The organism is Bradyrhizobium sp. 164, assembly GCF_023073715.1.
Lineage (GTDB): Bacteria > Pseudomonadota > Alphaproteobacteria > Rhizobiales > Xanthobacteraceae > Bradyrhizobium.
Map to the genome: position 1 here is coordinate 220576 of NZ_JADPKA010000110.1, position 25419 is coordinate 245994.

General features: G+C 65.5%; 23 protein-coding genes. 18 read left to right on the forward strand and 5 right to left on the reverse strand.

Translation table 11 applies throughout. The features are described 5' to 3' along the window. The first annotated feature begins 108 nt into the window (after window positions 1–108). Window positions 109–324 carry a cold-shock protein gene (locus tag IVB01_RS33940; RefSeq protein WP_008544396.1) on the forward strand — a complete coding sequence of 72 codons (216 nt, stop codon included), beginning with the start codon at window positions 109–111 and terminating at the stop codon, window positions 322–324. A 69-nt stretch (window positions 325–393) separates the two neighbouring features. Here IVB01_RS33940 and IVB01_RS33945 read toward each other — a convergent pair whose 3' ends face one another. Then, window positions 394–1017, reverse strand: coding sequence for an outer membrane protein (locus IVB01_RS33945; protein WP_247277559.1), 624 nt, complete (start codon window positions 1015–1017; stop codon window positions 394–396). Between the two features lie 249 nt (window positions 1018–1266). Here IVB01_RS33945 and uvrC point away from each other — a divergent pair, with 249 nt between their 5' ends. The 9 genes from uvrC to IVB01_RS33990 all read left to right on the forward strand — a co-directional run bounded on the left by uvrC (window position 1267) and on the right by IVB01_RS33990 (window position 10191). Next, complete coding sequence (uvrC, locus tag IVB01_RS33950) at window positions 1267–3336, forward strand: excinuclease ABC subunit UvrC (protein WP_247277560.1); 2070 nt, start codon at window positions 1267–1269, stop codon at window positions 3334–3336. A gap of 97 nt (window positions 3337–3433) precedes the next feature. Then, the gene (pgsA, locus tag IVB01_RS33955) at window positions 3434–4051 is read left to right on the forward strand and encodes a CDP-diacylglycerol--glycerol-3-phosphate 3-phosphatidyltransferase (RefSeq protein ID WP_247277561.1); all 618 of its coding nucleotides are present in this window, start codon (window positions 3434–3436) and stop codon (window positions 4049–4051) included. Further along, complete coding sequence (moaD, locus tag IVB01_RS33960; RefSeq protein ID WP_247277562.1) at window positions 4048–4299, forward strand: molybdopterin converting factor subunit 1; 252 nt, start codon at window positions 4048–4050, stop codon at window positions 4297–4299. The genes pgsA and moaD overlap by 4 nt, the downstream gene beginning before the upstream one ends. An 87-nt stretch (window positions 4300–4386) precedes the next feature. After that, complete coding sequence (locus tag IVB01_RS33965; protein ID WP_247277563.1) at window positions 4387–4854, forward strand: molybdenum cofactor biosynthesis protein MoaE; 468 nt, start codon at window positions 4387–4389, stop codon at window positions 4852–4854. Next, complete coding sequence (prmB, locus tag IVB01_RS33970; RefSeq protein ID WP_247277564.1) at window positions 4854–5843, forward strand: 50S ribosomal protein L3 N(5)-glutamine methyltransferase; 990 nt, start codon at window positions 4854–4856, stop codon at window positions 5841–5843. The genes IVB01_RS33965 and prmB overlap by 1 nt, the downstream gene beginning before the upstream one ends. An 89-nt stretch (window positions 5844–5932) precedes the next feature. Then, entirely contained in the window at window positions 5933–6520 is a 588-nt protein-coding gene (locus IVB01_RS33975; RefSeq protein ID WP_247277565.1) for a phage holin family protein, read from the forward strand. Further along, entirely contained in the window at window positions 6521–7651 is a 1131-nt protein-coding gene (locus IVB01_RS33980; protein ID WP_247415061.1) for a YihY/virulence factor BrkB family protein, read from the forward strand. It abuts the gene before it with no gap. A 206-nt stretch (window positions 7652–7857) separates the two neighbouring features. After that, window positions 7858–9321, forward strand: a complete 1464-nt coding sequence (locus IVB01_RS33985; RefSeq protein WP_247277567.1) for an EAL domain-containing protein — start codon at window positions 7858–7860, stop codon at window positions 9319–9321. 15 nt (window positions 9322–9336) lie between these two features. After that, entirely contained in the window at window positions 9337–10191 is an 855-nt protein-coding gene (locus IVB01_RS33990) for a TIGR01459 family HAD-type hydrolase (RefSeq protein ID WP_247277568.1), read from the forward strand. A gap of 172 nt (window positions 10192–10363) precedes the next feature. Here IVB01_RS33990 and IVB01_RS33995 read toward each other — a convergent pair whose 3' ends face one another. Continuing rightward, window positions 10364–10759, reverse strand: coding sequence for a response regulator (locus IVB01_RS33995; RefSeq protein ID WP_008567674.1), 396 nt, complete (start codon window positions 10757–10759; stop codon window positions 10364–10366). Between the two features lie 228 nt (window positions 10760–10987). Here IVB01_RS33995 and IVB01_RS34000 point away from each other — a divergent pair, with 228 nt between their 5' ends. The 7 genes from IVB01_RS34000 (at window position 10988) to arfB (ending at window position 20012) form a co-directional block, all read left to right on the forward strand. Beyond that, window positions 10988–11959: a bifunctional riboflavin kinase/FAD synthetase gene (locus IVB01_RS34000; protein ID WP_247277569.1), complete on the forward strand. Its 972-nt coding sequence runs from the start codon at window positions 10988–10990 to the stop codon at window positions 11957–11959. Window positions 11960–12161: 202 nt separating this feature from the next. Next, window positions 12162–15170 carry an isoleucine--tRNA ligase gene (gene ileS / locus IVB01_RS34005; RefSeq protein ID WP_247495208.1) on the forward strand — a complete coding sequence of 1003 codons (3009 nt, stop codon included), beginning with the start codon at window positions 12162–12164 and terminating at the stop codon, window positions 15168–15170. Between the two features lie 10 nt (window positions 15171–15180). Then, complete coding sequence (lspA, locus tag IVB01_RS34010) at window positions 15181–15675, forward strand: signal peptidase II (RefSeq protein ID WP_247277571.1); 495 nt, start codon at window positions 15181–15183, stop codon at window positions 15673–15675. Between the two features lie 94 nt (window positions 15676–15769). After that, window positions 15770–16492: a hypothetical protein gene (locus tag IVB01_RS34015; RefSeq protein ID WP_247277753.1), complete on the forward strand. Its 723-nt coding sequence runs from the start codon at window positions 15770–15772 to the stop codon at window positions 16490–16492. 205 nt (window positions 16493–16697) lie between these two features. After that, window positions 16698–18089: a pitrilysin family protein gene (locus IVB01_RS34020; RefSeq protein ID WP_247495218.1), complete on the forward strand. Its 1392-nt coding sequence runs from the start codon at window positions 16698–16700 to the stop codon at window positions 18087–18089. Next, a complete protein-coding gene (locus IVB01_RS34025; protein ID WP_247277572.1) occupies window positions 18008–19477 on the forward strand; it encodes a pitrilysin family protein in 1470 nt (489 codons plus the stop codon). Before IVB01_RS34020 ends, IVB01_RS34025 begins: the two co-directional genes overlap by 82 nt. A gap of 118 nt (window positions 19478–19595) precedes the next feature. Further along, the gene (arfB, locus tag IVB01_RS34030) at window positions 19596–20012 is read left to right on the forward strand and encodes an alternative ribosome rescue aminoacyl-tRNA hydrolase ArfB (protein ID WP_247277573.1); all 417 of its coding nucleotides are present in this window, start codon (window positions 19596–19598) and stop codon (window positions 20010–20012) included. Window positions 20013–20175: 163 nt separating this feature from the next. On the opposite strand, the gene IVB01_RS34035 is transcribed toward arfB, so the two are convergent. Continuing rightward, window positions 20176–20484: a hypothetical protein gene (locus IVB01_RS34035; protein WP_247277574.1), complete on the reverse strand. Its 309-nt coding sequence runs from the start codon at window positions 20482–20484 to the stop codon at window positions 20176–20178. A 316-nt stretch (window positions 20485–20800) separates the two neighbouring features. Here IVB01_RS34035 and mutL point away from each other — a divergent pair, with 316 nt between their 5' ends. Further along, complete coding sequence (mutL, locus tag IVB01_RS34040) at window positions 20801–22612, forward strand: DNA mismatch repair endonuclease MutL (protein ID WP_247277575.1); 1812 nt, start codon at window positions 20801–20803, stop codon at window positions 22610–22612. A 112-nt stretch (window positions 22613–22724) separates the two neighbouring features. Here the strand turns inward: mutL and rsmD are convergent, their stop codons facing one another. Together rsmD and IVB01_RS34050 are read right to left on the reverse strand one after the other, a co-directional pair. After that, window positions 22725–23279, reverse strand: a complete 555-nt coding sequence (gene rsmD, locus IVB01_RS34045; protein ID WP_247277576.1) for a 16S rRNA (guanine(966)-N(2))-methyltransferase RsmD — start codon at window positions 23277–23279, stop codon at window positions 22725–22727. Beyond that, window positions 23280–25325, reverse strand: coding sequence for a pseudouridine synthase (locus IVB01_RS34050; protein WP_247277577.1), 2046 nt, complete (start codon window positions 25323–25325; stop codon window positions 23280–23282). Window positions 25326–25419 lie beyond the last annotated feature (94 nt).

Below are 25419 nucleotides of genomic sequence, written 5' to 3' on the forward strand. Positions count from 1 at the left end.
CCTATGAGGTCCGCCCAAGGATGGCCAGCTCCCGGGCTTCGTAAGGTCCGGTCATGTCGTGACGCGAGTCTGCGTCGCGGCGGAGGAGCAATGAGGGGGAGTTTCCCGATGGCCATGACGGGAACGGTCAAGTTCTTCAACGGCGAGCGCGGCTACGGCTTCATCAAGCCGGACGACGGCGGCCGCGATGTCTTCGTTCACATCACCGCCGTAGAGCGGGCGGGACTGAAGGACCTTGCCGAAGGACAGCGTATTACTTTCGAAGTCGAACCGGACAAGAAGGGGAAGGGACCGAAGGCGGTCAATTTGGTCATCCTCTCCTAGCGAGCCTGGCTTAAAAAATCCCGGCCGCGAGCGGCCGGGAGGTTGGTCCGGTATTTTCTTCTTCAGCTATCAGAAGTGATAGTTCACGCCTGCGCGGACAACGCTGGCGCTATAGCCGTTTGACACGCCCGTAATTGCGAACTGACTCGTCGACAGATCGATGTAGAGATATTCGAGCTTGGCACTCCAGTTCGGCGCAAGGCCGACTTCCGCGCCGGCACCGATGGTCCAGCCGGCCGTGGTGTGCGATTCCGTCCAGCCGAAGGTCTGCGCGCGCAGTTCGCCGAAAGCGAGGCCAGCGGTGCCGTAGAACAGCACATTGCTGAAGGCATAGCCGGCGCGGCCGCGCAGGGTGCCAAACCACGGATTGGAGAACTTCCACGGCGCGAAGGTATCGTCGGCACCGGCGGCCTGAATGTCGCCCTCGACGCCAAACACCCAAGGGCCATTCTGGAAATTATAGCCGGCCTGCACGCCGCCGACGAAGCCGGAAGGCTTTGAGGGATTGTTGTCGACCGAACCCCATTCATAGCCGACGTTGCCGCCTAGATAAGGACCGGCCCAGCTGTACGCATTGAGCGGCTGATTGACGGTATAGGGGGCACGCTGCCCGTAACTGAGATCGGCGGCCCCTGCCGAAGCTGTCCAGCCGGCAGCAACCAACGCGGCTGCGCCCACAACGAGCCCCTTCATCACACACTCCAACGCAACTGCCGCCCCCCGCGATGCCTGCGCCGCCGCGCGAAGCCAGACCGCATGGTTACGGAACCACCACTTTTTCGCGTAAGATTTATCGAGAGCTTTAAGTTAAAGGGCTGTTAAGCCGGGTTACCGCGCTATTGACAGGCTTAACCAAGCGTTACCGGGAACTGCGCCCGCCATCCTGTGCGTGCGCCACGGCCGGAACTTCAAATCGGCACCCCCAGCGCCTAAATTCGCACCATGGTTCACGATTCCCCCGACAATCCGGACGATGCACGTACGCGCAAACCCGTGCGCGTCACCGCACCGGACGCCCCGCCTCCGGAAACGGACATGGCGCCGCCGGACCTCGATCCCGCAACAGCGAGCGGCGACGACGAGGACGATGCGCGGCTGCCGGATATCCTGGAAGAGAGCGGCGCGGTCGGCGAGGGCCCGCTGGCGACCGGTCATGAGGCGATCGAGCGCGCGGTCCGGCTCGCCCCCACCTCGCCCGGGGTCTATCGCATGCTCAATGCGAACGCGGACGTGCTCTATGTCGGCAAGGCCAAGAACGTCAAAAAGCGCCTGTCCAACTACGCGCGCCAGAGTGCGCCGCAGCCGGCGCGCATCCTGCGCATGATCGCGGCCACGGTGACCGTGGAGATCGTCTCAACCACCACCGAGACGGAAGCACTGCTGCTGGAAGCCAACCTCATCAAGCAGCTGCGGCCGCGCTTCAACGTGCAGCTGCGCGACGACAAGTCGTTTCCCTACATCCTGATCACCGGCGACCATTGGGCGCCGCAGATCCTGAAGCACCGCGGCGCGCAGACCCGGCCGGGGCGCTATTTCGGCCCGTTCGCCTCGGCGGGCGCCGTGAACCGGACCATCACGGCCCTTCAGCGCGCATTCCTGATTCGCTCCTGCACCGATTCCTTCTTCGAGAGCCGCACCCGGCCCTGCCTGCTCTACCAGATCCGCCGCTGTGCCGGGCCCTGCACCCGCGAGATCGACTTCCCCGGCTATACGACCCTGGTGCGCGAAGCGACCGACTTCCTCTCCGGCAAGAGCCATGCGGTGAAGCAGGAACTCGCCGGCGAGATGGAGAAGGCCTCCGGCGAGCTCGAATTCGAGCGCGCTGCGCTCTATCGCGATCGCCTCGCCGCGCTGTCGGCGATCCAGTCGCAACAGGGCATCAATCCGCGCACGGTCGAGGAAGCCGACGTGTTCGCCATCCACCAGGAGGGCGGCTTCTCCTGCGTCGAGGTGTTCTTCTTCCGCACCGGACAGAACTGGGGCAACCGCGCCTATTTCCCGCGCGCGGAAAAGACATTTACCCCCGAGGAGGTGCTCGGCTCCTTCCTCGCCCAGTTCTACGACGACAAGCCGCCGCCGAAGAACATCCTGCTCTCGCACGAGATCGAGGAGAGCGAGCTGCTCGCCAATGCGCTGTCGACCAAAGCCGGCCACAAGGTCGAGGTCACCGCGCCCAAGCGCGGTGAGAAGAAGGAGCTCGTCACTCATGCGCTGACCAATGCGCGCGAGGCGCTCGGCCGCAAGCTCGCGGACACCGCGACGCAGAGCCGCCTGCTCGAGGCCATGGCCGCGACGCTGAGCCTGCCGCACGTGCCCAAGCGCATCGAGGTCTACGACAACAGCCACATCCAGGGCACCAATGCGGTCGGCGCCATGATCGTTGCCGGCCCGGACGGCTTCGTGAAGAACCAGTACCGCAAGTTCAACATCAAGTCGGAAGGACTGACGCCTGGCGACGACTACGCCATGATGCGCGAGGTGCTGGAGCGACGCTTCAAGCGACTGATCAATCCGCCCGAGGAAGGCGTGGCCAAGGCGAAGGAGGACGATTTCCCGCAATGGCCCGACCTCGTCATCATCGACGGCGGCCGCGGCCAGCTCAACGCCGTCCGCGAGATCTTTGCAGGTCTCGGCCTGACCCAGGTGTCGCTGATGTCGGTCGCCAAGGGGCCGGACCGGGATGCCGGTCGCGAGACCCTGTTCATGCCGGAGCGCGAGGCGATCAAGCTGGAGCCGCGCGATCCCGTGCTCTATTTCATCCAGCGCCTGCGCGACGAGGCTCACCGCTTCGTCATCGGCTCGCACCGCAAGCTGCGCAAGAAGGACATCCGCGAGGCCGGTTTGCAGGAGATTCCGGGCATCGGTCCGTCACGTAAACGTGCCTTGCTGCACCATTTCGGAACCCTGAAGGAGATCGAGCGGGCCTCGATCGCCGATCTCGGCAAGGTTCCGGGGGTGAGCGCCGAAAGCGCCCGCAGGATTTTCGAGTATTTCCATCCCCAGCCGGGATGAACTAAAGGGGGACCGCGGTCATATGATCGTTGCGTCCGCGCCTCATTTGGAGAGCGGGACGGTTGACGTTCAGGCACCAGCGGTATTGGTAGGACGGATGAACATCGCGACGACACGAGGGGCAACCAGGCGCTCGATGTCCCTTCCCAACATCCTGACCTACGGCCGGATCGCCGCGATCCCGGTCGTGGTCGGATGCATTTACGCGCAGTCGATCATGGACGGGCCGCTATGGCTGCGCTGGGTGGCGGTGGCCATCTTCATCGGCGCCGGGGTGACCGATTACCTTGACGGCTATTATGCGCGAATCTGGAATCAGCAATCAGCGTTCGGCCGGATGCTCGACCCGATCGCCGACAAGCTGCTGGTTGCCTCGTGCCTGCTGATGCTGGCCGCCGATGGCATCATCCATGGCTGGTCGCTGTGGGCCGCCATCGTAATCCTGTGCCGCGAGATCCTGGTCTCGGGCCTGCGCGAATATCTCGCCGCGCTGCGCGTCAGCGTGCCCGTAACGAAGCTCGCCAAATGGAAGACCACGGTCCAGCTCGTCGCCATCGGCTTCCTGCTCGCGGGCCCGGCCGGTGATGAGGTGGTGCCGGTGGTCTCGATGATCGGGCTGGCGCTGCTGTGGGCTTCGGCGATCCTCACCATCTACACCGGCTACGACTATTTCCGCGCTGGCATCCATCACCTCATCAAGGAGGACGAGGGATGAAGGTGAAATATTTCGCCTGGGTGCGCGAGCGCGTCGGCAAGGCCGAGGAGACCATCGAACCGCCCGCAACGGTGCGCACCGTCGAGGAGCTGATCGCCTGGCTGTCCGCCCAGAGCGAGGCCTATGCCTACGCCTTCGAGAAGCCGAAGGTGATCCGCGCCGCGATCGATCACGCCCACGCCAAGCCGGACACCGCGATCGCGGGCGCCCGCGAGATCGCGTTCTTCCCGCCGATGACCGGCGGCTAGGCCAATGTTCTCGAACACACCAGCATACGGTGCCACCACGCCTCTCCCTATCGGGGAGAGGTGTGGCACCGTCGGAGCGGGGCGAGCATGAGCTGCCCCGTCACCATCCGCATCCAGGAGGACGATTTCGACCTCGCGCGCGAGATCGAAATCCTGACCAAGAGCCGCACCGACATCGGCGCGGTCGTGAGCTTCTCGGGCATCTGCCGCGCCGACGAGGATAGTGCGAAGGTCGCTGCGCTTACGCTCGAACATTATCCGGGCATGGCCGAAGAAGAGATCAAGCGTCACGTCGACGAGGCGACCTCGCGCTGGCCGCTGAACGGCGTCACGGTGATTCACCGCGTCGGCCGCTTCATGCCCGGCCAGAACATCGTGCTGGTGCTGACCGCTTCGCAGCACCGCCAGGCCGCGTTCCAGGCGGCCGAGTTCCTGATGGACTATCTCAAGACCAGCGCGCCGTTCTGGAAGAAGGAAGAGAGCGAAGCCGGCACCGGCTGGGTCGAGGCCGAGGCCCGCGACGACGAAGCCGCCGCACGCTGGACCCGGTCCTGATGGCAAGAGCATCCAAAAAGACCGCGCGTGGCCGCGGCGCGCCAAGACTTGCTAAGGTCGGTCTTGCTACGGTCGGTCTTGCTAAGGTCGCTCCTGGTGAGCTTGTCACGCTGCTCGATTTGGTCCGCTATGCGGTGAGCCGCTTTGTCGAAGCCGAGCTCGCCTTTGCCCACGGCACCACCGATCCGGTTGCCGAGGCGGCCTTCCTGGTCAGCGAGGCGCTGCATCTCAATCCCGAACAGTTCGAGCTTTTCGCCAACGCGCGTGTCACCCTCGCCGAGGGCAAGACCGTTCTCGATCTCATCCATCAGCGCGTCACCACGCGCAAACCGGCCGCCTATCTCGTCAACAAGATCTACATGCGCGGGCTACCCTTCTATGTCGACGAGCGCGTCATCGTTCCACGCTCCTTCATCGGCGAACTGCTGGACTCGCATTTTGGCGGCCACGGCACTGCCGGATCCCTGATTGACGATCCCACGGCGGTCGAGCGCGTGCTCGATCTCTGCACCGGATCGGGCTGCCTCGCCATCCTCGCCGCGCATCATTTTCCGAACGCCACCGTCGACGCCGTTGACATCTCCAAGGGCGCGATCGAGGTCGCTGCGCGAAATGTGGGCGAATACGGGCTCGAGAACCGGATCAGCCTGTATCGCGGCGACCTGTTCGCCCCGCTCGGCGATGCACGCTACGACCTGATCATCACCAATCCGCCCTACGTCGATGCGGAAGGCATGGCCGCGCTGCCGCCGGAGTGCCGGGCCGAGCCGAAGCTCGCCTTCGACGGCGGCGCCGACGGTCTCGACGTGGTGCGCCGTATCCTGCGCGAGGCGCCCGATCACCTGATGCCGGATGGCGGGCTGGTCTGCGAGATCGGCCGCGGCCGCGGACTAGTCGACGAGGCCTTTCCGGAACTGCCGCTGCTCTGGCTGGACACCGAAGACTCCGAGGGCGAGGTGTTCTGGATCGCAGCCGCCGATCTCGGCTGATCCGCTACGACGGGCACGCTCCCTCGGAACAAGTCAAATTCCGCCACGTTCACCCCCGACGAATTGTCTTGCTCTCGGAGGATGTCCGCATGCTCGCGCCATCGGGTGAATTGCTGCGCGCCGGCATGGCGCTCAAGCTCAACCACCTCAAACGCGCCGCACAATCGTATTTGCGCGACCGCACCAACCAAGCCACCGGACGGGCGACGTCCTATGCGGTCGCAGCCGGCCTGTTCGCGGTGGCCGGGCTATTCGTCATTGCGGCCTTCTTTGTCGGTCTGGTCGCGCTGTACCGTTGGGTTGCGATCACCTACGGGCAATTCTGGGGCTTTGGCGCCGTCGGAGCCTTGCTGCTGGTGCTCGCCGCAACCTGCGCCGGGGTGGCTCTGGCTCAAGTGAAGCGTCGGGACAAGCCGATCGTGCCGCTCGCCAGCCGGATGCGGGTTGCGATCGCCACCCCGCGGATTCCTCGCGGAACGGTCAAGCAGGCAGTGAAGGAGGTCGCAACGACGATCCCCCTCGTGCCGCTTGCGCCCGGTGAACGCGGTCGCGACAGCAAAGCCTGGCCGAACCGCGCCAACCGTCCCGTGCAACTTGGCCTGATGCTCGCGGCCGTCGGCCTGGTCGGGTTGACGGCTGCACGCCGGCGGCGTCACAGGCACGGATTGGAAGCGTGAATGCTGATGCGGCGCTCCGAGCAAATGGACAGTTGGCTGCTGGTGGCGGCTACGGCAGTGTTCGTGCTCACCGCGGAGCGCTACTTCCAGGACTCCGGCCTGGCCAAGTCGGGGCCTCCGCAAGACCATCGCAAGGCCGAGGCGAATTCACCGGAAACGCATCCGGCGAGCGCGGCCGTGGAGCCCCGCCGCGGCCGTCATGCCAAGAGCCCGTTCACGATCCCCTGGGCGGGCTGGAAGGACATCTTCTGGCGGACCTATCAGCGCATCGATGAGGATCGCCTGCTGGCGACCGCAGGCGGCGTCGTCTTTTTCGGCCTGCTCGCGATCTTTCCCGCTGTCACGGCACTTGTCTCCTCTTATGGCCTGTTCGCCGATCCCTCGACCATCAGCGCCAATCTCCAGACGCTTGCCACCATGCTGCCCGAGGGCTCGTTCCAGATCGTCGAGGACCAGGTCGCGCGCGTGGTGTCGCATGGCAACACGACGCTCGGGGCCACCTTCCTGCTCGGGCTTCTGCTTGCGATCTGGAGCGCCAATGCCGGCGTCAAGGCGATCTTCGACGCTCTCAACGTCGCCTATGAGGAGCGCGAGAAGCGTACTTTCATCAAGCTCAATATGGTGTCGCTGGCCTTCACTGTCGGCGGCATCGTAGCGCTGCTGCTGATGGTGGGCGCCGTCGTCGCCTTCCCGCTCGCGCTCAATCATCTCGGCATGGCGCCCGGAAGCAAGCTGATCGTGGCGCTGGCACGATGGCCGCTCCTGTTCCTCATCCTGCTCGTGGCGCTCGCCATCCTCTATCGCTTCGCGCCCAGCCGCGATGCGCCGCGCTGGCAATGGCTGAGCCTCGGCGCTGTGACGGCCTCCATCCTCTGGATCGCCGGCTCGGCGCTGCTGTCCTGGTATCTGTCAGAATTCGCCAATTACAACGCGACCTACGGCTCGCTCGGGGCAGCGATCGGCCTCATGATGTGGATGTGGATGTCGGCGATCGTCATCATGTTCGGAGCCGAGCTGAACTCGGAGATCGAACGGCAGACCCTGCGCGATACGACCACCGGGCGGCCGAAGCCGCTCGGCAGCCGCGAAGCCGTCTCGGCCGACACGGTCGGCGCGGCCGCGCCGTCCTGACGCTGCAATTCGGTCCGCCCCTGATCGTGAGCGCCGGTTGCAAAGCTTGCGCGCCAACCTCGGCCCGCGCGCCGGACGCCGCTATCCCCTCGAATCAACAATGATGTTAAGCTCACATGGCTCGGGGGAGCATGAGACGTGACGCGTCGGACGGCGGCCCGTGTTTTCCCGGTGAGACAGTCAGCTCTAGAGGCGTAACGCGCGGCATGATTCGCATTTCGACGATCTTCATCGCCATCTGCATGGTTCTGGTCGCGGCCTCGCTCGGGCTTGTGCTCTATTCGGTCGCCGGCATCAGCGGAACCGAATCCGCGATCGTGGCGCTGACCTTCCTGATCCTCTACAACGCGGTATCGATGCGGCTGCGCGACCGCAGCGACGTCGGCGGCCAGATCGCCGACCTTTCGCGCGGCACCGCCGACCTCGCGCGCCAGGTGGCCGAGTTCGGCCGCCGGTTAGCTGCAATCGAGGGACGCATCGCCTCGTCCAATTCGACCAACGCCGAGCGCATCCAGTCGGTGGTCGGCGAGATCAACGAACTCGGCGGACTGGTCAGGCAGCTCGCCACCACCGTCTCGGCCCATGAAGACCTGCTGGCTGGCGGCGCTCCGGTATCAGCCGCAAGCCCGGTCGAGAAACAGGAGCCCGCGCCGCTCGACCTGAGCGCGACGATCGAAGAGCGGCCGGCTGACCCGTCACCGCTGGCCGTTGCGCCTCCACCCCCGGCAGCGCAGCCGCGGCCTGCACAGACGGTCCCGGCCCAGCTCGCCAACGGCCGCAACCAGACCCAATTGTTGGCGACGCTGCGCAACGCGATCGAGGAAAACCGCATCGATATCTTCCTCCAGCCGATGGTGACGCTGCCGCAGCGCAAGGTGCGGTTCTACGAGGCCGTGACGCGCCTGCGCGATGAGCGCGATCAGCTGATCGCCGCTGAGGAGTTCATCAGCATCGCCGAGGCCTCCGGGCTGATCGGGCGCATCGACAACATGGTGATGCTGCGCTGTGTGCAGGTGCTGCGGCGCCTGATGGTGCGCAACAAGGATGTCGGCGTGTTCTGCAACGTCGCGGCCTCCACGCTCGGCAATTCCACCACCTTCGCGCAATGTCTCGACTTCCTTGAAGCCAACCGGGCGCTTGCGCCCTCGCTGGTGCTGGAGTTCAAGCAGTCGACCTTCCGTAACCTCGGTCCGGCCGAGACCGAGAATCTCGCCGCGCTCGCCCAGCGCGGCTTCCGCTTCTCGATCGACCATGTCACGGATTTGCGCATCGAGCCGCGCGAGCTCGCCGACCGCGGCGTGCGCTTCATCAAGGTGCCGGCCACGCTGCTGCTCGATCCGAAGCAGGCCTCGGCCTCGGACATCCACCCGTCCGACCTCTCCGACCTGCTCGGCCGCTTCGGCATCGACCTGATCGCCGAACGGATCGAGGGCGAGCGCGCGGTGGTCGACCTGCTCGATTATGACGTGCGGTTCGGCCAGGGCTTTTTGTTCGCACCGCCCCGGCCATTGCGGCCGGAAGGGTCATCTGCTACCGGCGGGGCCTCGCCGACCCCGGCGCAGGACATCCAGGGATCCAATGGCTCCGGTACACCCAGCTCAGGCGGGACATCTTCCGCGCCTCCGCCACAGCGTATCATCGGCAACGCGGCGCTCGCGCGCCGCATCTGATCGGCCGCACGCATCATGACGACGCTGCATTTTGTCGAAAGCCTGCGCGAGCTCGTGGGTGGCGTCGACGTCGTACTCAGCGACATCTGGGGCGTGGTCCATAACGGTCTCGAATCCTTCCCCGAAGCCTGCGAGGCGCTGCATACCTATCGCAGCCGCGGCGGTACGGTGATCCTGATTACCAACGCACCGCGCCCGGCCGACTCCGTGCAACGGCAATTGCGCAAGCTCGGCGTCGCGGACGAGACCTATGACGCGATCGTCTCGTCAGGCGACCTGACGCGGCTCTATGTCGCCGAGCATCCCGGCCGCAAGATGTTCTGGCTCGGCCCCGAGCGCGACAACTCGATTTATCGGGGCCTCGATGCGACGACCGCGCCGCTGGAGCAAGCCGATTACATCGTCTGCACCGGTCTCTATGACGACGAGACCGAGACGGCGGAAGACTATCGCGCAATGATGCTGAAGGCGCGCGAGCGCAAGCTGACGCTGGTGTGTGCCAACCCTGACATCGTGGTCGAACGCGGCGACCGGCTGATCTACTGCGCCGGCGCCATCGCCGAGCTCTATCGTGAGCTCGGAGGCGAGGTGATCTTCTACGGCAAGCCGCACCGGCCGATCTATGAGCGCGCGATGGCGCTCGCCTGTGAACGCCAGGGCCACCCGATCGACCGGCGGAAGGTGCTGGCGATCGGTGATTCCGTCCGCACCGATCTCACCGGCGCGCGCGAGTTCGGCATCGACTGCCTGTTCGTCACCCGCGGCATTCATGCCGAAGAGTTCGAGGGCCTCGACCAGCTCGACCCGGCGTCCGTGATGGAATTGTTCGGCCATCCGCCGAAGGCGCTGATGCGCGAATTGAAGTGGTAGAAATATCGTGCCCGGGACGCCATAAGCGCGTTTACGCGCGTGTTCGACGCGCTATGGCGAAGCGCGCAGAGCGACGGCCCAGACGCCGCAAGTGAAGTCGTGGATAGACTGGGTCCCGGCTCAGCGTCGCGTCACTGATGTGCCGCGCCTTGTCCGGGGACGCCAAAGTGCCTTACGCGCTTGCCATGTCCGGGAAGACCGCCTCGATCTTGGTCTTCAGCGTCGCCGCGTTGAACGGCTTGACGATGTAGTTGTTCACGCCGGCCTTCTTGGCTGCGATCACGTTCTCGGTCTTGGACTCGGCCGTGATCATGATGAAGGGCGTGGTGGCAAGGTTCGGATCCGCGCGCACTTCGCGCAGGAGGTCGTAACCCGTCATCGGCTCCATGTTCCAGTCGGAGATCACGAGCCCGTACTTCTTACCGCGCATCTTGTTCAGCGCTGCCGAACCGTCGCTGGCATCATCGATATTCTCGAAGCCAAGCTGCTTCAGCAGATTCCTGATGATACGGATCATGGTGCTGTAGTCATCCACCACCAGAACCGGCATCGACAAATCAACCGCCATCTCGACTCCCCCAACGCAAACGCAGGAATATTACGACCGGACCTGCCAAGCGAAGCCCGGCAGTTCCACGCCTCAAGGAGTAGCATCAAGGCGTTAAACAGCCCGTTAACTGCGGACGCCGCCAACGGACTGAAATCGTGTTCGATGTCCGGCTCCGCCCGCTTGACTTGGTCAGGTCGGTCGAGCCACGGTCCGGCCCGGTCCTGCCCCGGTTCGAGAATTCCCCTGATGGCCTCGCCTTTTACCGTCATCCGCGACACAACGCCGGATTCCGCGATTCCGCGGGGTGCAGTGGTCGCCATGGGCAATTTCGACGGCGTTCATCTCGGCCATCGAGCCGTGATCACGGCCGCCCTGGAAATGGGCCGGGCGCATGGCCGCCCTGCGCTGGCATTGACCTTCGAGCCGCATCCGCGGCGGTTTTTCAGCCCCAACACCCCACAATTCCGCCTGACGGACGAGCGGGCCAAGCTGCGGCTTTTGGCCGGCACCGGCCTTGCCGGTGCCGTGGTCATGACCTTCGACAAGGCGCGCGCCGGAACCAGCGCGCAAGATTTCATACACCATGACCTGATCGGCCGGCTCGGCGTCAGCGGAATTGCCGTCGGCTACGACTTCCATTTCGGCAAGGGTCGCGTCGGCTCGCCGAGCCTGCTGGTCAACGAGGCGCCCCGGCTCGGCATCGAGGTCGACGTGCAACCCCATATCGATATCGACGAGCGGCCGGTCTCCTCCAGCGCGATCCGGATCGCGCTCGCCGAGGGGCAACTCGATGAAGCCACCACCATGCTGGGTGCTCCCTGGTTCATCACCGGCGAGGTGATCCACGGCGAGAAGCGCGGCCGCGACCTTGGCTATCCCACCGCCAACATCCGCCTGGACGCCAATTGCGGACTCAAGCACGGCATCTATGCCGTGCGGGTCGGCCGCGGCGCCGAGCGCCTCGACGGCGTGGCGAGTTTCGGCTGCCGCCCGACCTTCGACAATGGCGCGCCGCTGCTCGAAATCTTCCTGTTCGACTTCAAGGGCGATCTTTACGGGCAGGTGCTCGACTGCGCTTTCGTCGGCTTCATCCGCGAAGAGCTGAAATTCGACAGCCTGGAGGCCCTGATCCGCCAGATGGACGACGATTCCGCCCGCGCCCGCGCCATGTTGGCCGCCGCCCCGGATGCGTTTCCGAAGCTTGGCGTGATCGATTGAGCCTGAAACCGGGCCACCCCAACCTTTGCGCTTCCCCCGTCCGGCTGCTATGGAGAGCCCATGTTTGCGCGGCGCATCATAGGGATTAGCGGCCCGGCTTCCGCCTGAGCCTTCGGCTCGGCGCAAGACCGGGATGTGTCGTCTCACCCCGCGATTCCCTATCGCCATCCGTTTCCCGCGCCCTTCCGAGCCAGTCAGCCTCATGTCCGAAAAGCCGCAAAAGTCGCAAAAGTCTGAAATCAAAGACTATTCGAAAACCCTGTTCCTGCCGCAGACCGAATTCCCGATGCGCGCCGGCCTGCCGCAGCGGGAGCCGGAGATCCTCAAGCGCTGGTATGAGATCGGCCTCTACGAGAAGCTGCGCGAGAGTGCGAAGGGCCGCGCAAAATTCGTGCTGCATGACGGCCCGCCCTACGCCAACGGCAACATCCATATCGGCACGGCGCTGAACAAGATCCTGAAGGATCTCGTCACCAAGAGCCAGCAGATGCTCGGCTTCGATTCCAACTACGTGCCGGGCTGGGACTGCCACGGCCTGCCGATCGAGTGGAAGGTCGAGGAAGAGCACTATCGCAAGAAGGGCAAGCAGAAGCCCGACTTCCGCGATAGTGCCGCAATGATCGACTTCCGCAAGGAATGTCGCGCCTATGCCACGCATTGGCTCGGCGTGCAGCGCGAGGAATTCAAGCGCTTGGGGGTGATCGGCGACTGGGACCATCCCTACGCCACGATGAGCTATCCCGCCGAAGCCCAGATCGCGCGCGAGCTGATGAAGTTTGCCGCCAACGGCACGCTCTATCGCGGCTCCAAGCCGGTGATGTGGAGCGTGGTCGAGAAGACCGCGCTGGCCGAAGCCGAAGTGGAGTACGAGGACTACACATCGGACACGGTGTGGGTGAAGTTTCCGGTGACCTCGCCCGCGCACGGTGCGCTCGCCTCCGCAAGCATCGTGATCTGGACCACGACGCCATGGACGCTGCCGGGTAACCGCGCCATCTCGTTCTCGCCGAAGATCGGCTATGGCCTCTACAAGGTGACGGACGCGCCCGCCGACAATTGGGCCAAGCCCGGCGATCTCCTCATCCTCGCCGATGCGCTCGCTGCAGAAGTCTTTAAGCAGGCGCGCGTGACGGCCTATGAGAAGGTCCGCGACGTCCCCGGCGACACCATGGATGCGATCGAGTGTACCCATCCGCTGAAGGGCCTCGCCGGCGGCTACGACTTCATCGTGCCGCTCTTGCCCGGCGACCACGTCACGGATGACACCGGCACCGGGTTCGTGCACACGGCACCCGGCCATGGCCGCGAGGACTTCGACGCATGGACGGCGCAGGCGCGCGATCTCGATGCGCGCGGCATCAACACCGCGATCCCCTATACCGTCGATGAGAACGGCGCCTACACCGATCATGCGCCGGGCTTTGCCGGCAAGCGCGTCATCAACGACAAGGGCGAGAAGGGCGACGCCAACGAGGCCGTGATCAAGGCGCTCGTCGAAAGAGGCATGCTGCTCGCGCGCGGTCGGCTGAAGCATCAATACCCGCACTCCTGGCGCTCCAAGAAGCCGGTGATCTTCCGCAACACGCCGCAATGGTTCATCGCGATGGACAAGGATGTTGCCGCTGACGGCAACACCAAGTCCGGCGACACGCTGCGCGCCCGCGCGCTGCACGCGATCTCGGTGACGCAATGGGTGCCGCCGTCCGGCGAGAATCGCATCAACGGCATGATCGAGGCCCGCCCGGATTGGGTGGTCTCGCGCCAACGCGCCTGGGGCGTGCCGATCGCCGTGTTCGTGCGCGAGAAGGGCGACGGCTCGGCCGAGATCCTCCAGGACGAGGCCGTCAATGCGCGCATTGGGCAAGCATTCGAGAACGAAGGCGCGGACGCCTGGTATGCGAAGGGAGCGCGCGAGCGCTTCCTCGGGCCCCGCGCCAACGAAGACTGGCAGAAGGTCGACGACATTCTCGACGTCTGGTTCGATTCAGGCTCGACGCACGCCTTTGTGCTCGAAGACCCCGTACATTTCCCTGGCCTTGCCGGCATCAGGCGCAAGGTCGACGGCGGCACCGACACGGTGATGTATCTCGAAGGCTCGGACCAGCATCGTGGCTGGTTCCACTCATCGCTGCTGGAGAGCTGCGGCACGCGCGGTCGCGCGCCCTATGACATCGTGCTGACCCACGGCTTCACCCAGGCCGAGGACGGCCGCAAGATGTCGAAGTCGCTCGGCAACACCATTGAGCCGCAGGCCGTCATCAAGGAATCCGGCGCCGACATCCTGAGACTCTGGGTTGCGTCCTGCGACTACACCGACGACCAGCGCATCGGCCCCGAGATCCTGAAGAACACCGTCGAGACCTATCGCAAGCTCCGTAACACCGTGCGCTGGATGCTGGGTACGCTGCATCACTACAAGCCGGCCGACGCAATCGAGCCCGCCGAGATGCCGGAACTGGAGCGCTTGATGCTGCACGAGCTCGCGGTGCGCGCCGCCGCGATCGGCAAGGCCTATCGGGAGTTCGACTACAAGACGGTGGTCGCTATCCTGTCCGCCTTCCTCAACAGCGAGCTGTCAGCGTTCTATTTCGACATCCGCAAGGACACGCTCTATTGCGACCCGCCGTCCTCGCTGACGCGCAAAGCGGCGCTGACGACCATCGACCTGTTGTGCGCCTCGATCCTGAAATGGCTGGCGCCGATCCTGAGCTTCACCGCGGAGGAAGCCTGGCGCATGTACCGGCCGAACGCTGAGCCCTCGGTGCATCTGACGCTGTTTCCTGATGGCCTCGAGAATCTCCGCGACGACAAGCTCGCCGCCAACTGGGAGACGATCCGCAACGTGCGCCGCGTCGTCACCGGCGCACTCGAGCTCGAACGCGCCGCCAAGAACATCGGCTCCTCGCTCGAGGCCTCGCCGGTGATCTATGTCGCCGACCGGGCCATGCTGGCGACGTTGTTCGACGTCGATCTCGCCGAAGTCTGCATCACCTCGAACTACGAGGTGCGCGAGGGCGAGGCGCCGGCTTCCGCGTTCCGTCTCGATGCCGTGCCGGGCGTCGCAGTCGTCGTCGAGAAGGCGGTCGGCACCAAGTGCGCCCGCTCCTGGAAGATCTCAACGGCAGTGGGCGAAGACGCTGAATACCCCGACGTCACCCCGCGCGACGCCAAGGCGCTGCGCGAATGGAAGGCGCTGGGGGTGGCGGTCTGACCGGCCAGCCATGACCCCGCTGCGCGCCGGCATCCTCACGGCCATGGTCACGCTGGTGGCCGACCAGGCCTCTAAACTTTGGCTGTTGAACGTGTTCGATCTCGCCCATCGCGGCGCGGTCCGGGTAACGCCGTTCTTCGATTTGGTGCTGGCCTGGAACATCGGCATCAGCTTCGGCTGGCTCCAGAACGACAGCCAGGCGGCGCAGCTCGCGCTGATGGCCGTGAAAGGTATCGCGGTGGTCGCGCTGGCGATCTGGATGGCCCGCTCCCACACCCTCCTTGCCACGATCGCGCTCGGCCTGATCATCGGCGGCGCCATCGGCAATGGCATTGACCGCCTGGCCTATGGCGCGGTGGTGGATTTCGCCCTGTTTCACATCGAGATTGGCGGAAATATCTATGATTGGTACGTGTTTAACCTCGCCGACGTGGCCATCGTTGCTGGGGTGGCGGCGCTATTGTATGATTCCTTCTTGGGGGTACCCGCCGCAAAAGCGCCCTGATCCCGGCCGATACGACCGGCGGGTGGAACCCGCTTTTGCGAGGGTCAAGCCGCGTGCGAGCGGCAATCTGCCACAATATGGAACAGGTATGGTGATGCGCAGCTCGAAGACCAGCGGTTCGATGGTTCGAGACCCCCAACGAGGGTTCTGGCGGGCATTGAAATTGTCCGCAGTCGCGCTCGGCATCGGTCTCGTCATGTCGTCCGGCGCCGCCCGCGCCGGTGACGACGACGAGGACGACGACATGACTTTCGAAGAGAAGCTCATCGACAATCTGATGTCCGGCATCGGCGCCAAGAGCATGGAGAAGCCCGGCATCGAGTACCGCGAGCGTTCGCCGCTGGTCGTGCCGCCCAAGCTCGACCTGCCGCCGCCCGCCGCAACCCAGGCCAAGAATGCGCCGAACTGGCCGAAGGACCCTGACGAGAAACGCCGCAAGGAAGCCATTGCCGCGCGGAAGAAGGCCAACAAGGCGCAGGAGAGCTGGCAAGCCGCTCAGCCGCTGTCGCCCGCCGAGATGAAGGCCGGCCAGGTCGCCGCGGCCCCCCGCACCAGCAACGATCCGATTCAGCCGGGCACGAACGGCAACCCGTCGCTGATGCCGGCCGAGCTCGGCTATTCCGGCGGTCTCTGGGGCATGTTCAAGGGCAACAGCTCGGAAGAGAAGGCATTCACCAGCGAGCCGCCGCGCCAATCGCTCGTCGAGCCTCCGCCGGGTTATCAGACGCCGTCGCCGAACTACGCCTATGGCTCCGGACCGGACAAGTCGCGGCGGACCTATTTCGACATCATGTCGGGCAAGGACAAGGAACAATAGCGTTCCCGTCGCGCCGCGACGTCCTGCCAGAACCGAACCCTGCGCCGGCGACTCGTGCACGCCGGACGCGGTTCCCGAATTGCCGATCAGTAGCTTGCCTACGCGTTGAGTTCTCTGCTTCGTGACGCGAAGCCTCAGCCGCACGGTGTACCATGCCGTGCCTCCGAGCCGGAGATCCGGACCTCGGCCTGTCATAAGGATCATGATGTCCTCTTACCGATCGGCTGCCTGCCTCCTTGCCGCGCTGCTTTCGACGAGTGTCCTGACGGCCGGCGCGTCCCTCGCCCAGACCACGGTAACATCGGCCCCGCCTGCCAGCTTCACGCTCAGCAACGGCATGCAGGTCGTGGTGATCCCGGATCACCGCACGCCTGTGGTCACGGAGATGATCTGGTACAAGGTCGGTTCGGCCGACGAGACGCCGGGCAAATCCGGCCTCGCACACTTCCTCGAGCACCTGATGTTCAAGGGTACCTCGAAGCATCCCGTCGGCGAATTCTCCCAGACCGTGCTCCGCGTCGGCGGCAACGAGAACGCCTCGACCTCGGTCGACTACACCAACTACTACCAGCGCGTTCCGCGCGAGCAGCTGCCGACCATGATGGAGTTCGAGGCCGACCGCATGACCGGCCTCATCCTCAAGGACGAGAACGTGCTGCCCGAGCGCGACGTCGTGCTCGAAGAGTACAACATGCGCGTCGCCAACAATCCGGACGCGCGGCTGAACGAGCAGATCATGGCCGCGCTCTATCTCAATCATCCCTACGGCCGGCCGGTGATCGGCTGGCATCAGGAGATCGAGAAGCTCGATCGCGAGGATGCGCTCGCCTTCTACCGCCGCTTCTACGCGCCGAACAACGCCATCCTGGTGATCGCCGGCGACGTCGACGCCGCCGATGTCCGCCCGCTGGTCGAGCGCAATTTCGGCTCCATCCCGGCCCAGCCCGCCATCCCGGCGCGGCGCGTTCGTCCGCAGGAGCCGGAGCCGGCCGCCCCGCGCACCGTCACGCTGGCCGACCCGCGCGTCGAGCAGCCGAACATGCGGCGCTATTACCTGGTGCCCTCGGCGACGACCGCTGCGGCCGGCGAGAGCGCGGCCCTCGACGTGCTCGCGCAGCTGATGGGCAGCGGCAGCAATTCCTATCTCTACCGCGCCCTCGTCGTCGACAAGCCGCTCGCGGTCTCCGCCAACGCCAGCTATTCGAGCATCTCGCTCGACCCGACCCAGTTCGCGATCTCGGCCGCGCCGAAGCCCGGTGTCAGCTTCGTCGAGGTCGAGCAGGCGGTCGATGGCGTCATCGCCAATGTCGCGCAGAACCCGATCCGCGCCGAGGACCTGGAGCGGGTCAAGACCCAGCTTATCGCGGAAGCGATCTACGCCCAGGACAACCAGGCGGTGCTGGCGCGCTGGTATGGCGGCGCGCTGACCACGGGTCTGTCGATCGAGGATATCAGGAGCTGGCCCGACCGCATCCGCGCGGTCACGGCCGAGCAGGTTCGCGCCGTTGCGCAGAAATGGCTCGAGAAGAAGCGCTCGGTGACGGGCTATCTGATCAAGGACACCGCCACCGCCAAGCGCGAGGAGAAGCGTTCGTGACCTATTCCCTCCTTCGCGCAAGGCGCTTCCTGCGAACAAGACATTTCGCGCTGTCCTTCGTTACCGGCGCGGCCCTCGCACTGGCTGCGGTGTCGCCGTCGTATGCAGCCGCAAAGATCCAGCACCTGATCTCTCCGGGCGGCATCGAAGCCTGGTTCGTGCAGGACGCAACCGTGCCGCTGATCGCCATGGAATATTCCTTCGCCGGCGGCTCGGCCCAGGACCCCCCAGACAAGTCGGGCGTCGCCAACATGGTTGGCGACCTCCTGGACGAAGGCTCCGGCGATCTCGACTCCAAGACGTTCCATGAACGGCTCGACCGCCGCGCCATCGAGCTCTCGTTCAACGCCACCCGCGATACCCTCCGTGGCAGCCTGCGCATGCTGCGCGACAACAAGGATGAGGCTTTCGACCTGCTCAGGATGGCACTGACCTCGCCGCATTTCGATGCGGCCGACGTCGAGCGCATCCGCTCGCAGGTCGTCTCGGGGCTGCGCCGCGAGACCACCAATCCGACGTCGCTGGCGAGCCGCAAGTTCCTGGAGGTCGCCTTCGGCGGCCATCCCTACGGCCGGCAGAGCAACGGCAACCTCGACAGCGTGCCGACCATCACGGTCGCCGACATGAAGGATTATGTCGGCCGCGTGCTCGCCAAGGATGGGTTGAAGATCGCGGTCGTCGGCGACATCGATCCGGCCACGCTCGGCAAGCTGCTCGACCACACCTTTGGCGCCCTCCCCGTCAAGGCCAACCTCACGCCGGTCGCGGACGTCGAGGCCGCAAAGCCGCCGCAGCGCGCCTTCGTGACCCTCGACGTGCCGCAGACCGTGATCACCTTCGGCGGCCCCGGGCTGAAGCGCAGCGATCCCAACTTCATGGCAGCCTATGTCGTCAACCACATCCTCGGCGGTGGTGGATTGTCCTCCCGGCTCTATCGCGAGGTCCGCGAGAAGCGCGGGCTGGCCTATTCCGTGTACGAATCGCTGCTCTGGATGGAGCATTCGGCGCTCTTCATCGGTAATACCGGCACGCGCGCCGACCGCGCCGGCGACACCATCGACGCCCTCGAGAAGGAAGTCCGGCGCATCGCCGAGGAGGGCCCGACACAGAAGGAGCTCGACGAAGCCAAGTCCTACCTCAAGGGCTCGCAGATGCTGGCACTCGACACGTCCTCCAAGCTGGCGCAGGCGCTGTTGCAGTATCAGCAGGACAAGTTGCCGATCGACTATATCGAGAAGCGCAACGCCATCGTCGATGCCGTGACGCTGGACGACGCCAAGGCGGCCGCCAAGCGCTTGTGGGGCCAGGGCCTTCTGACCGTCGTCGTCGGCCGCGCGCCGCAGGCCGCCGCACAACCGGCGGCCGTACCTGCGACGAAGTCAAACTGACGGTCCGGTAAAAAGTCTCCTGAAATGGCCGGGCTCGTCCCGGCCATTTGCGTTCCAGATGCACCATTGCCGAACCTGGACGTCCGCGATATGTCCGGACATCACGAATGGTGCCATCATGCTGCGGATATCCCGCGATCTCGTCATCGACGAGGACGACATCGAGATCGGCTTTGTCCGCGCCTCCGGGCCCGGCGGGCAGAACGTCAACAAGGTCGCGACCTCGGCGCAACTGCGCTTCGACACGCGCAAACTGACCCTGCCGGAGGATGCCGCCATCCGGCTTGCCCGCATCGCCGGACAGCGCATGACCAAGGACGGCGTGATCGTGATCCACGCCCAGCGCTTCCGCACCCAAGAGCGCAACCGGCAGGATGCCATCGACCGGCTCACCGAGATGCTGCGCGAGGCGATGGTCCGCCCGATCCCGCGGCGGGCGACACGGCCGACCTTCGCGTCCAAGCAGCGCCGGCTCGAGGGCAAGAAGCGCCGCAGCGACGTTAAGGCGAAGCGCGGGCGCGGATTCGACGATTGACTGATTGTCGAAAAACCTCCGGCCGCCAAGCGACCGGAGGTTTGCCGTTTCGCAGACCAAATCGCGATGAGATCAGGATGAATCGTCATCGCGCTTTAGGTCATTGTTTGAGCATGATCTTTGCGGAAACCCGCTGCACACTTTTGCTGATCATGCGCTAGCGTCAGTAGCGCTTGCCGGTCGCGGCACCGCCCGAAACGGAATCGTCGGCCGTGCCCTTGTGCGTCGCGCTGCCCGTGGTTCCGGCGGCGCCCTTGGTGCCTTTGGTCGACTTCATGCCGACCTTCTCGCCCGCGGCTCCCTGCTGTGCGCCGAGGTCCTCATCCTCGTTTCCTGACGCGCCGCCCTGCATGGGTTTGCTTTGCACGGTGCCGCCCGGCCTGGCGCCAGATGACGTACCTTGCGCAAGAACGGGCGTCGCAATCAGGGCCGAGAGAGCGCATGCGATCACAGAGGTCTTCACCAATTTCATCCATTTCTCCTGGATTTTTCGCGACGACGGTTCGGCTGCTTCCTGCGCCGCTCGCCTGCACCGAACCGGTTCATCGCGAAGAGAGTTCGAACGGCGCGGTCGTGATGCAAGCCGCGTGGTGTGTTGATCGTTTAGGGATTTCGCGGCGGTTTCGCGGAATTGTGCTCCTCATATACGGCGGCTCGTGCACGCACGCCGCATTCATCGGGCCTGCCAGAAGCGCTGGATTTCCCACATCTGGTATGTGGGAAGCGCGACCTTCCCCATGCATTTGTTGCGAGGCGGCGCTAGACTGGGACATTCGCCGAGTGAACCCATGCCCGTCCGCCAACTTCCCGAACAGATCGTTAACCGCATCGCCGCCGGCGAGGTGGTCGAGCGCCCGGCGAGCGTGGTCAAGGAGCTCGTCGAGAACGCGATCGATGCCGGCGCCAGCCGCATCGACGTTTTCACTGACGGCGGTGGGCGGCGGCGGATCGGCATCACCGATGACGGCGGCGGCATGACCGCAAAGGATCTCGCACTCGCAGTCGAGCGCCACGCCACCTCCAAGCTCGACGACGAAGATCTGCTGCAGATCCGCACGCTGGGGTTCCGCGGCGAGGCGCTGCCCTCGATCGGGTCCGTCGCGCGTCTTTCCATCACCACCCGGCACGCCAGCGAGCCGCACGCCTGGGCGCTCACGGTCGAGGGCGGCGAGAAGTCCGAGATCATGCCGGCGGCGCTCGCGCATGGCACGCGGGTCGAGGTCGACGATCTCTTTTATGCGACGCCGGCACGGCTGAAATTCCTGAAGACCGACCGCACCGAGGGCGAGGCGATTCGCGAGGTGGTGCGGCGGCTGGCGATGGCCCGGCCCGATATCGCCTTCACGCTCGCGGGCGAGGAGCGCGCGCCGGTGACCTGGGCAGCGGCGCTGCCCGGCGCGGCGGGACGATTGACGCGGCTCGGCGATATTCTGGGCGCGGAGTTTCGCAGCCACGCCATCGAGGTTCATGCCGAGCGCGAGGACGTTGTCGTTGCCGGCTATGCCGCGGCGCCCGCACTGACGAAAGCCAACGCGCTCGGGCAATATCTCTTCGTCAACGGCCGTCCGGTTCGCGACAAGCTGATCCTCGGCGCGGTGCGCGCGGCCTATTCCGACTACCTGCCCCGCGACCGCCATCCCGTGGTGGCGCTGTTCGTCACGCTCGATCCGCGAGAGGTCGACGCCAACGTGCATCCGGCCAAGACCGAGGTGCGCTTCCGTAACGCCGGGCTGGTGCGCGCACTGATCGTGCATGGGTTGAAGGAAGGGCTTGCGCGGGAGGGCCGGCGCACCGCCGCCAATGGCGGCGAGAGCGCGCTCTCTTCGTTCCGGCTCGCTTTCACGCCGCGCCCGGCAAGCTGGGATTGGCGAGCCTCGCCATCCGCTCCAGCCGCGCCGATCGCGTCCTTCGAAGGTTCAGCGGCTCCGGCCTTCGCCGAGCGCGCGCAAGCCGCATTCGATGTCGGTGCACCCAGTGCGGACGTGCGGATCGAGACGCAGCCCGTCAGCGACTTCGTCGACCGCCCGCTTGGCGCCGCGCGCACCCAGATCCACGAGACCTACATCGTCTCGCAAACCCGCGATGGCCTCATCATCGTCGACCAGCATGCCGCGCACGAGCGCATCGTCTATGAGCGGCTGAAGGCTTCGCTTTCGGCGAATGGCGTGCAGCGGCAGATCCTGTTGATCCCCGAGATCGTCGAAATGGATGAGGCCACGGTGGAGCGCCTGCTCGATCGGAACGAGGAGCTGGCGTCGTTCGGTCTCGCCATCGAATCTTTCGGCCCCGGCGCGGTCGCGGTGCGCGAGACGCCGTCGCTGCTGGGCAAGACCGATGCAGGCGGGCTGCTCCGCGATCTCGCCGAGCACATGGCCGAATGGGACGAAGCATTGCCGCTGGAGCGTCGCCTGATGCATGTCGCCGCCACCATGGCCTGCCACGGCTCGGTCCGCGCCGGCCGCCGGCTGCGGCCGGAGGAGATGAACGCCCTGCTCCGCGAGATGGAGGACACCCCGAACTCCGGTCAGTGCAATCACGGCCGTCCGACTTACGTCGAGCTGAAGCTGAGCGATGTGGAGAAGCTGTTCGGCCGGCGGTGATCCGAGCTCTCGTAGGGTGGGCAAAGACGCAAAGCGCCGTGCCCATCCTCTTTTCTTGATCGCGCTAGAAGCCGTGGGCACGCTTCGCTTTGCCCACCCTACGGCAGCGGGACTACGGCCTCTTCAGAAACACGAACTCCGTGTCGTCATAAACCCGCCGCTCCAATTCTTCGTAACCCTCAGGCGTCACGAAATGCGCGGCCTTCGCCTCCTCCACCACGAGCAGCGCGCCCGGCGTGAGCCAGCCGCCATCGCGCAAGCTCGCCAGCGCCTTCTCGGCAAAACCCTTGCCATAGGGTGGATCGAGGAACACCAGCGAGAAGGGCTCGACGGGATGCGCGGGACCTAGATCGGTCGCATCGCGGCGATAGACTTTTGTGACGCCACCTAGGCCAAGCGCTTCGACGTTATTGCGGAGCACCGCGCGGGCCTCGGCGCCAGTATCGACGAACAGCGTGAACTTCGCGCCGCGCGACGACGCCTCGATGCCGAGCGCGCCGGTGCCGGCGAAGAGATCGAGCACGCGCGCGTCCTCAATCGGATCGTCATAGGCGTGCACGAGGATGTTGAACACGGACTCGCGCAGGCGGTCCGCCGTGGGGCGGATGTCACGCGAGGACGGTGAGGCGAGATTGCGCCCCTTCAAACGACCGCCGACGACGCGCAACTAGTCCTCCTGCGGCTTCAAATCGCGCTTGCCGTGATAGCCGCGCTTGGGGCGGCGCGGCGGGCCATAGCCGCTTGCTTCCAACTCGTTGCGCTCGCGCGCCTCCTCGCTGCCAGTACGCTGCACCAGCACGCGGCGGCCCTTGCGGTCGTTGATCACGGCGCGCTTCATCGGCTTCTTCGGTGCGTCGTCGTCGCGCGTAGCGGATTTTGCGGGCACGTCGAACTCGGCGCCCGACTTCTCGATCACGTTGTCGCCGAGCTGGTCGCGCAGCACGCGCGACTTGATCTCCTCGACTTGGCCCTCGGGAATCTCGCCGAGCTGGAATGGGCCGTAGGAGACGCGAATCAGCCGGTTCACCTCGAGCCCGAGATGGGCGCAGACGTTGCGCACCTCGCGGTTCTTGCCCTCGCGGATCGCGAACACCAGCCAGACATTGGCGCCTTGGTCCCGCTCCAACGTCGCTTCGATCGGACCGTATTTGACGCCCTCGATTTCGATACCGTGCTTGAGCTCGTCGAGCTGGGCCTGGGTGACGTCGCCATGGGCGCGGACACGGTAGCGGCGCAGCCAGCCGGTGTCGGGCAGCTCAAGCGTACGCGCGAGGCCACCGTCATTGGTCAGCAGCAACAGGCCCTCGGTATTGAAGTCGAGCCGGCCGACGCTGATCAGGCGCGGCAGACCTTCGGGCAAATTGTCGAACACGGTCGGACGCCCCTCGGGGTCGTCATGCGTCGTCATCAATCCGCGCGGCTTGTGATAGAGGAACAGCCGCGTCCGCTCGCGCGGCGGCAACGGCTTGCCGTCGACCGCGACCACGTCGTTCTGCGTCACGTCGAGCGCGGGCGAGTTGATCACCCGGCCGTTGACGGTGACGCGGCCCTGCGTGACCATCTCCTCGGCGTCGCGGCGCGAAGCGAGGCCCGCGCGCGCCAGCACTTTTGCGATGCGCTCGCCGGCCTTCTTCGGCTTCGGCGCGTCTTCACGGCGCGGCCGCCCCTCGAAGTCGCGATCGCGCTCGCGATAGGCACCGCGGCCGCCAAAGGCGGGGCGCTTCTCGAAGATCCTGCTGTCGTCCTCGTTCGCGCGGCGCGGACGATCACGAGAATGACCTTCACTGCGCGGGTGCTCGTGCCAGTCGGAGCGGCCCTCGGAGCGCTCGCGTGGACGAGCGAATTTCGGGCGGTCACCACCGCGCCCGCCACGTTCGCCATCGCTGTCACGGCGGGGCCGGTCGAACTTTGCGCGATCCTCGCGTGGCCGGTCGAATTTGGGCCGCTCACGAAATGGACGATCGCCGCCCGATGCACGATCGTCACGCGATCGCGAGAACCGCGGGCGATCATCCCCGCGGCCGCCTTCGCGGCGGTCGTCACGCTTCTGCCAGGGCTTCTCTTCGCCGCGATCACGGCCGCTGAAGTTTTTGCCAAAATCCTTGCGCGGGCGATCGCCGCGCGGACGATCGTCGCGCTTCTGCCACGGCTTTGAATCGGCGCGATCTCCGCGGTCGCGCTCGGGTCCGCCTCGCGAAAACTTCCGCTCGCCCTCGAACTTGCGTTCCGGACGGTCGCCGCGCGGAGCGTAAGGACGCTTGTCGCCAAATTTCTTCTCGCCGGTGCGGCCGGCCGGGCGGGAATCGTCGCGATCACGGCCGCGCGGCGGACGGTCGTCACGCCCATAGGACGGGCGATCACCGCGCGGCCCAGACGACCGCTTCTCGCCATCGCGCGAAGGGCGATCGGAAAACGGACGGTCGCCACGCGGCTTGAAGCTGCGCTCGCCGCGGCCCTCTCCGCCGCGGTCGTCGCGCTTGAAGCGCGGACGGTCGCTGAAATCGCGGCGCGGCGCATCGCCCTCCTCGCGGCGGCGAAGCGGGCGGCCCTCACGCCCCTCGCGAGGCGGACGGCTGTCGCGGTCGCCCTTGCTCTCGAAGCTGCGCTTGGCGAATTTCTTGTCCGGTCCCCGGGGCTTGCCGGTACGGCCCGTGGACGGGCCACGATCACGCCGGCCGCGGGAATCATTGTCTTTGTCGCTGTCGCGAGGCATGAATAATCTCACTCAGAGGTAGCCAGAAAGCATTGTGCGCGCTCGTTCCGAGCCGCATGCTCAGGCAAAATCGGTATCCACTCTTGCTGAAGGC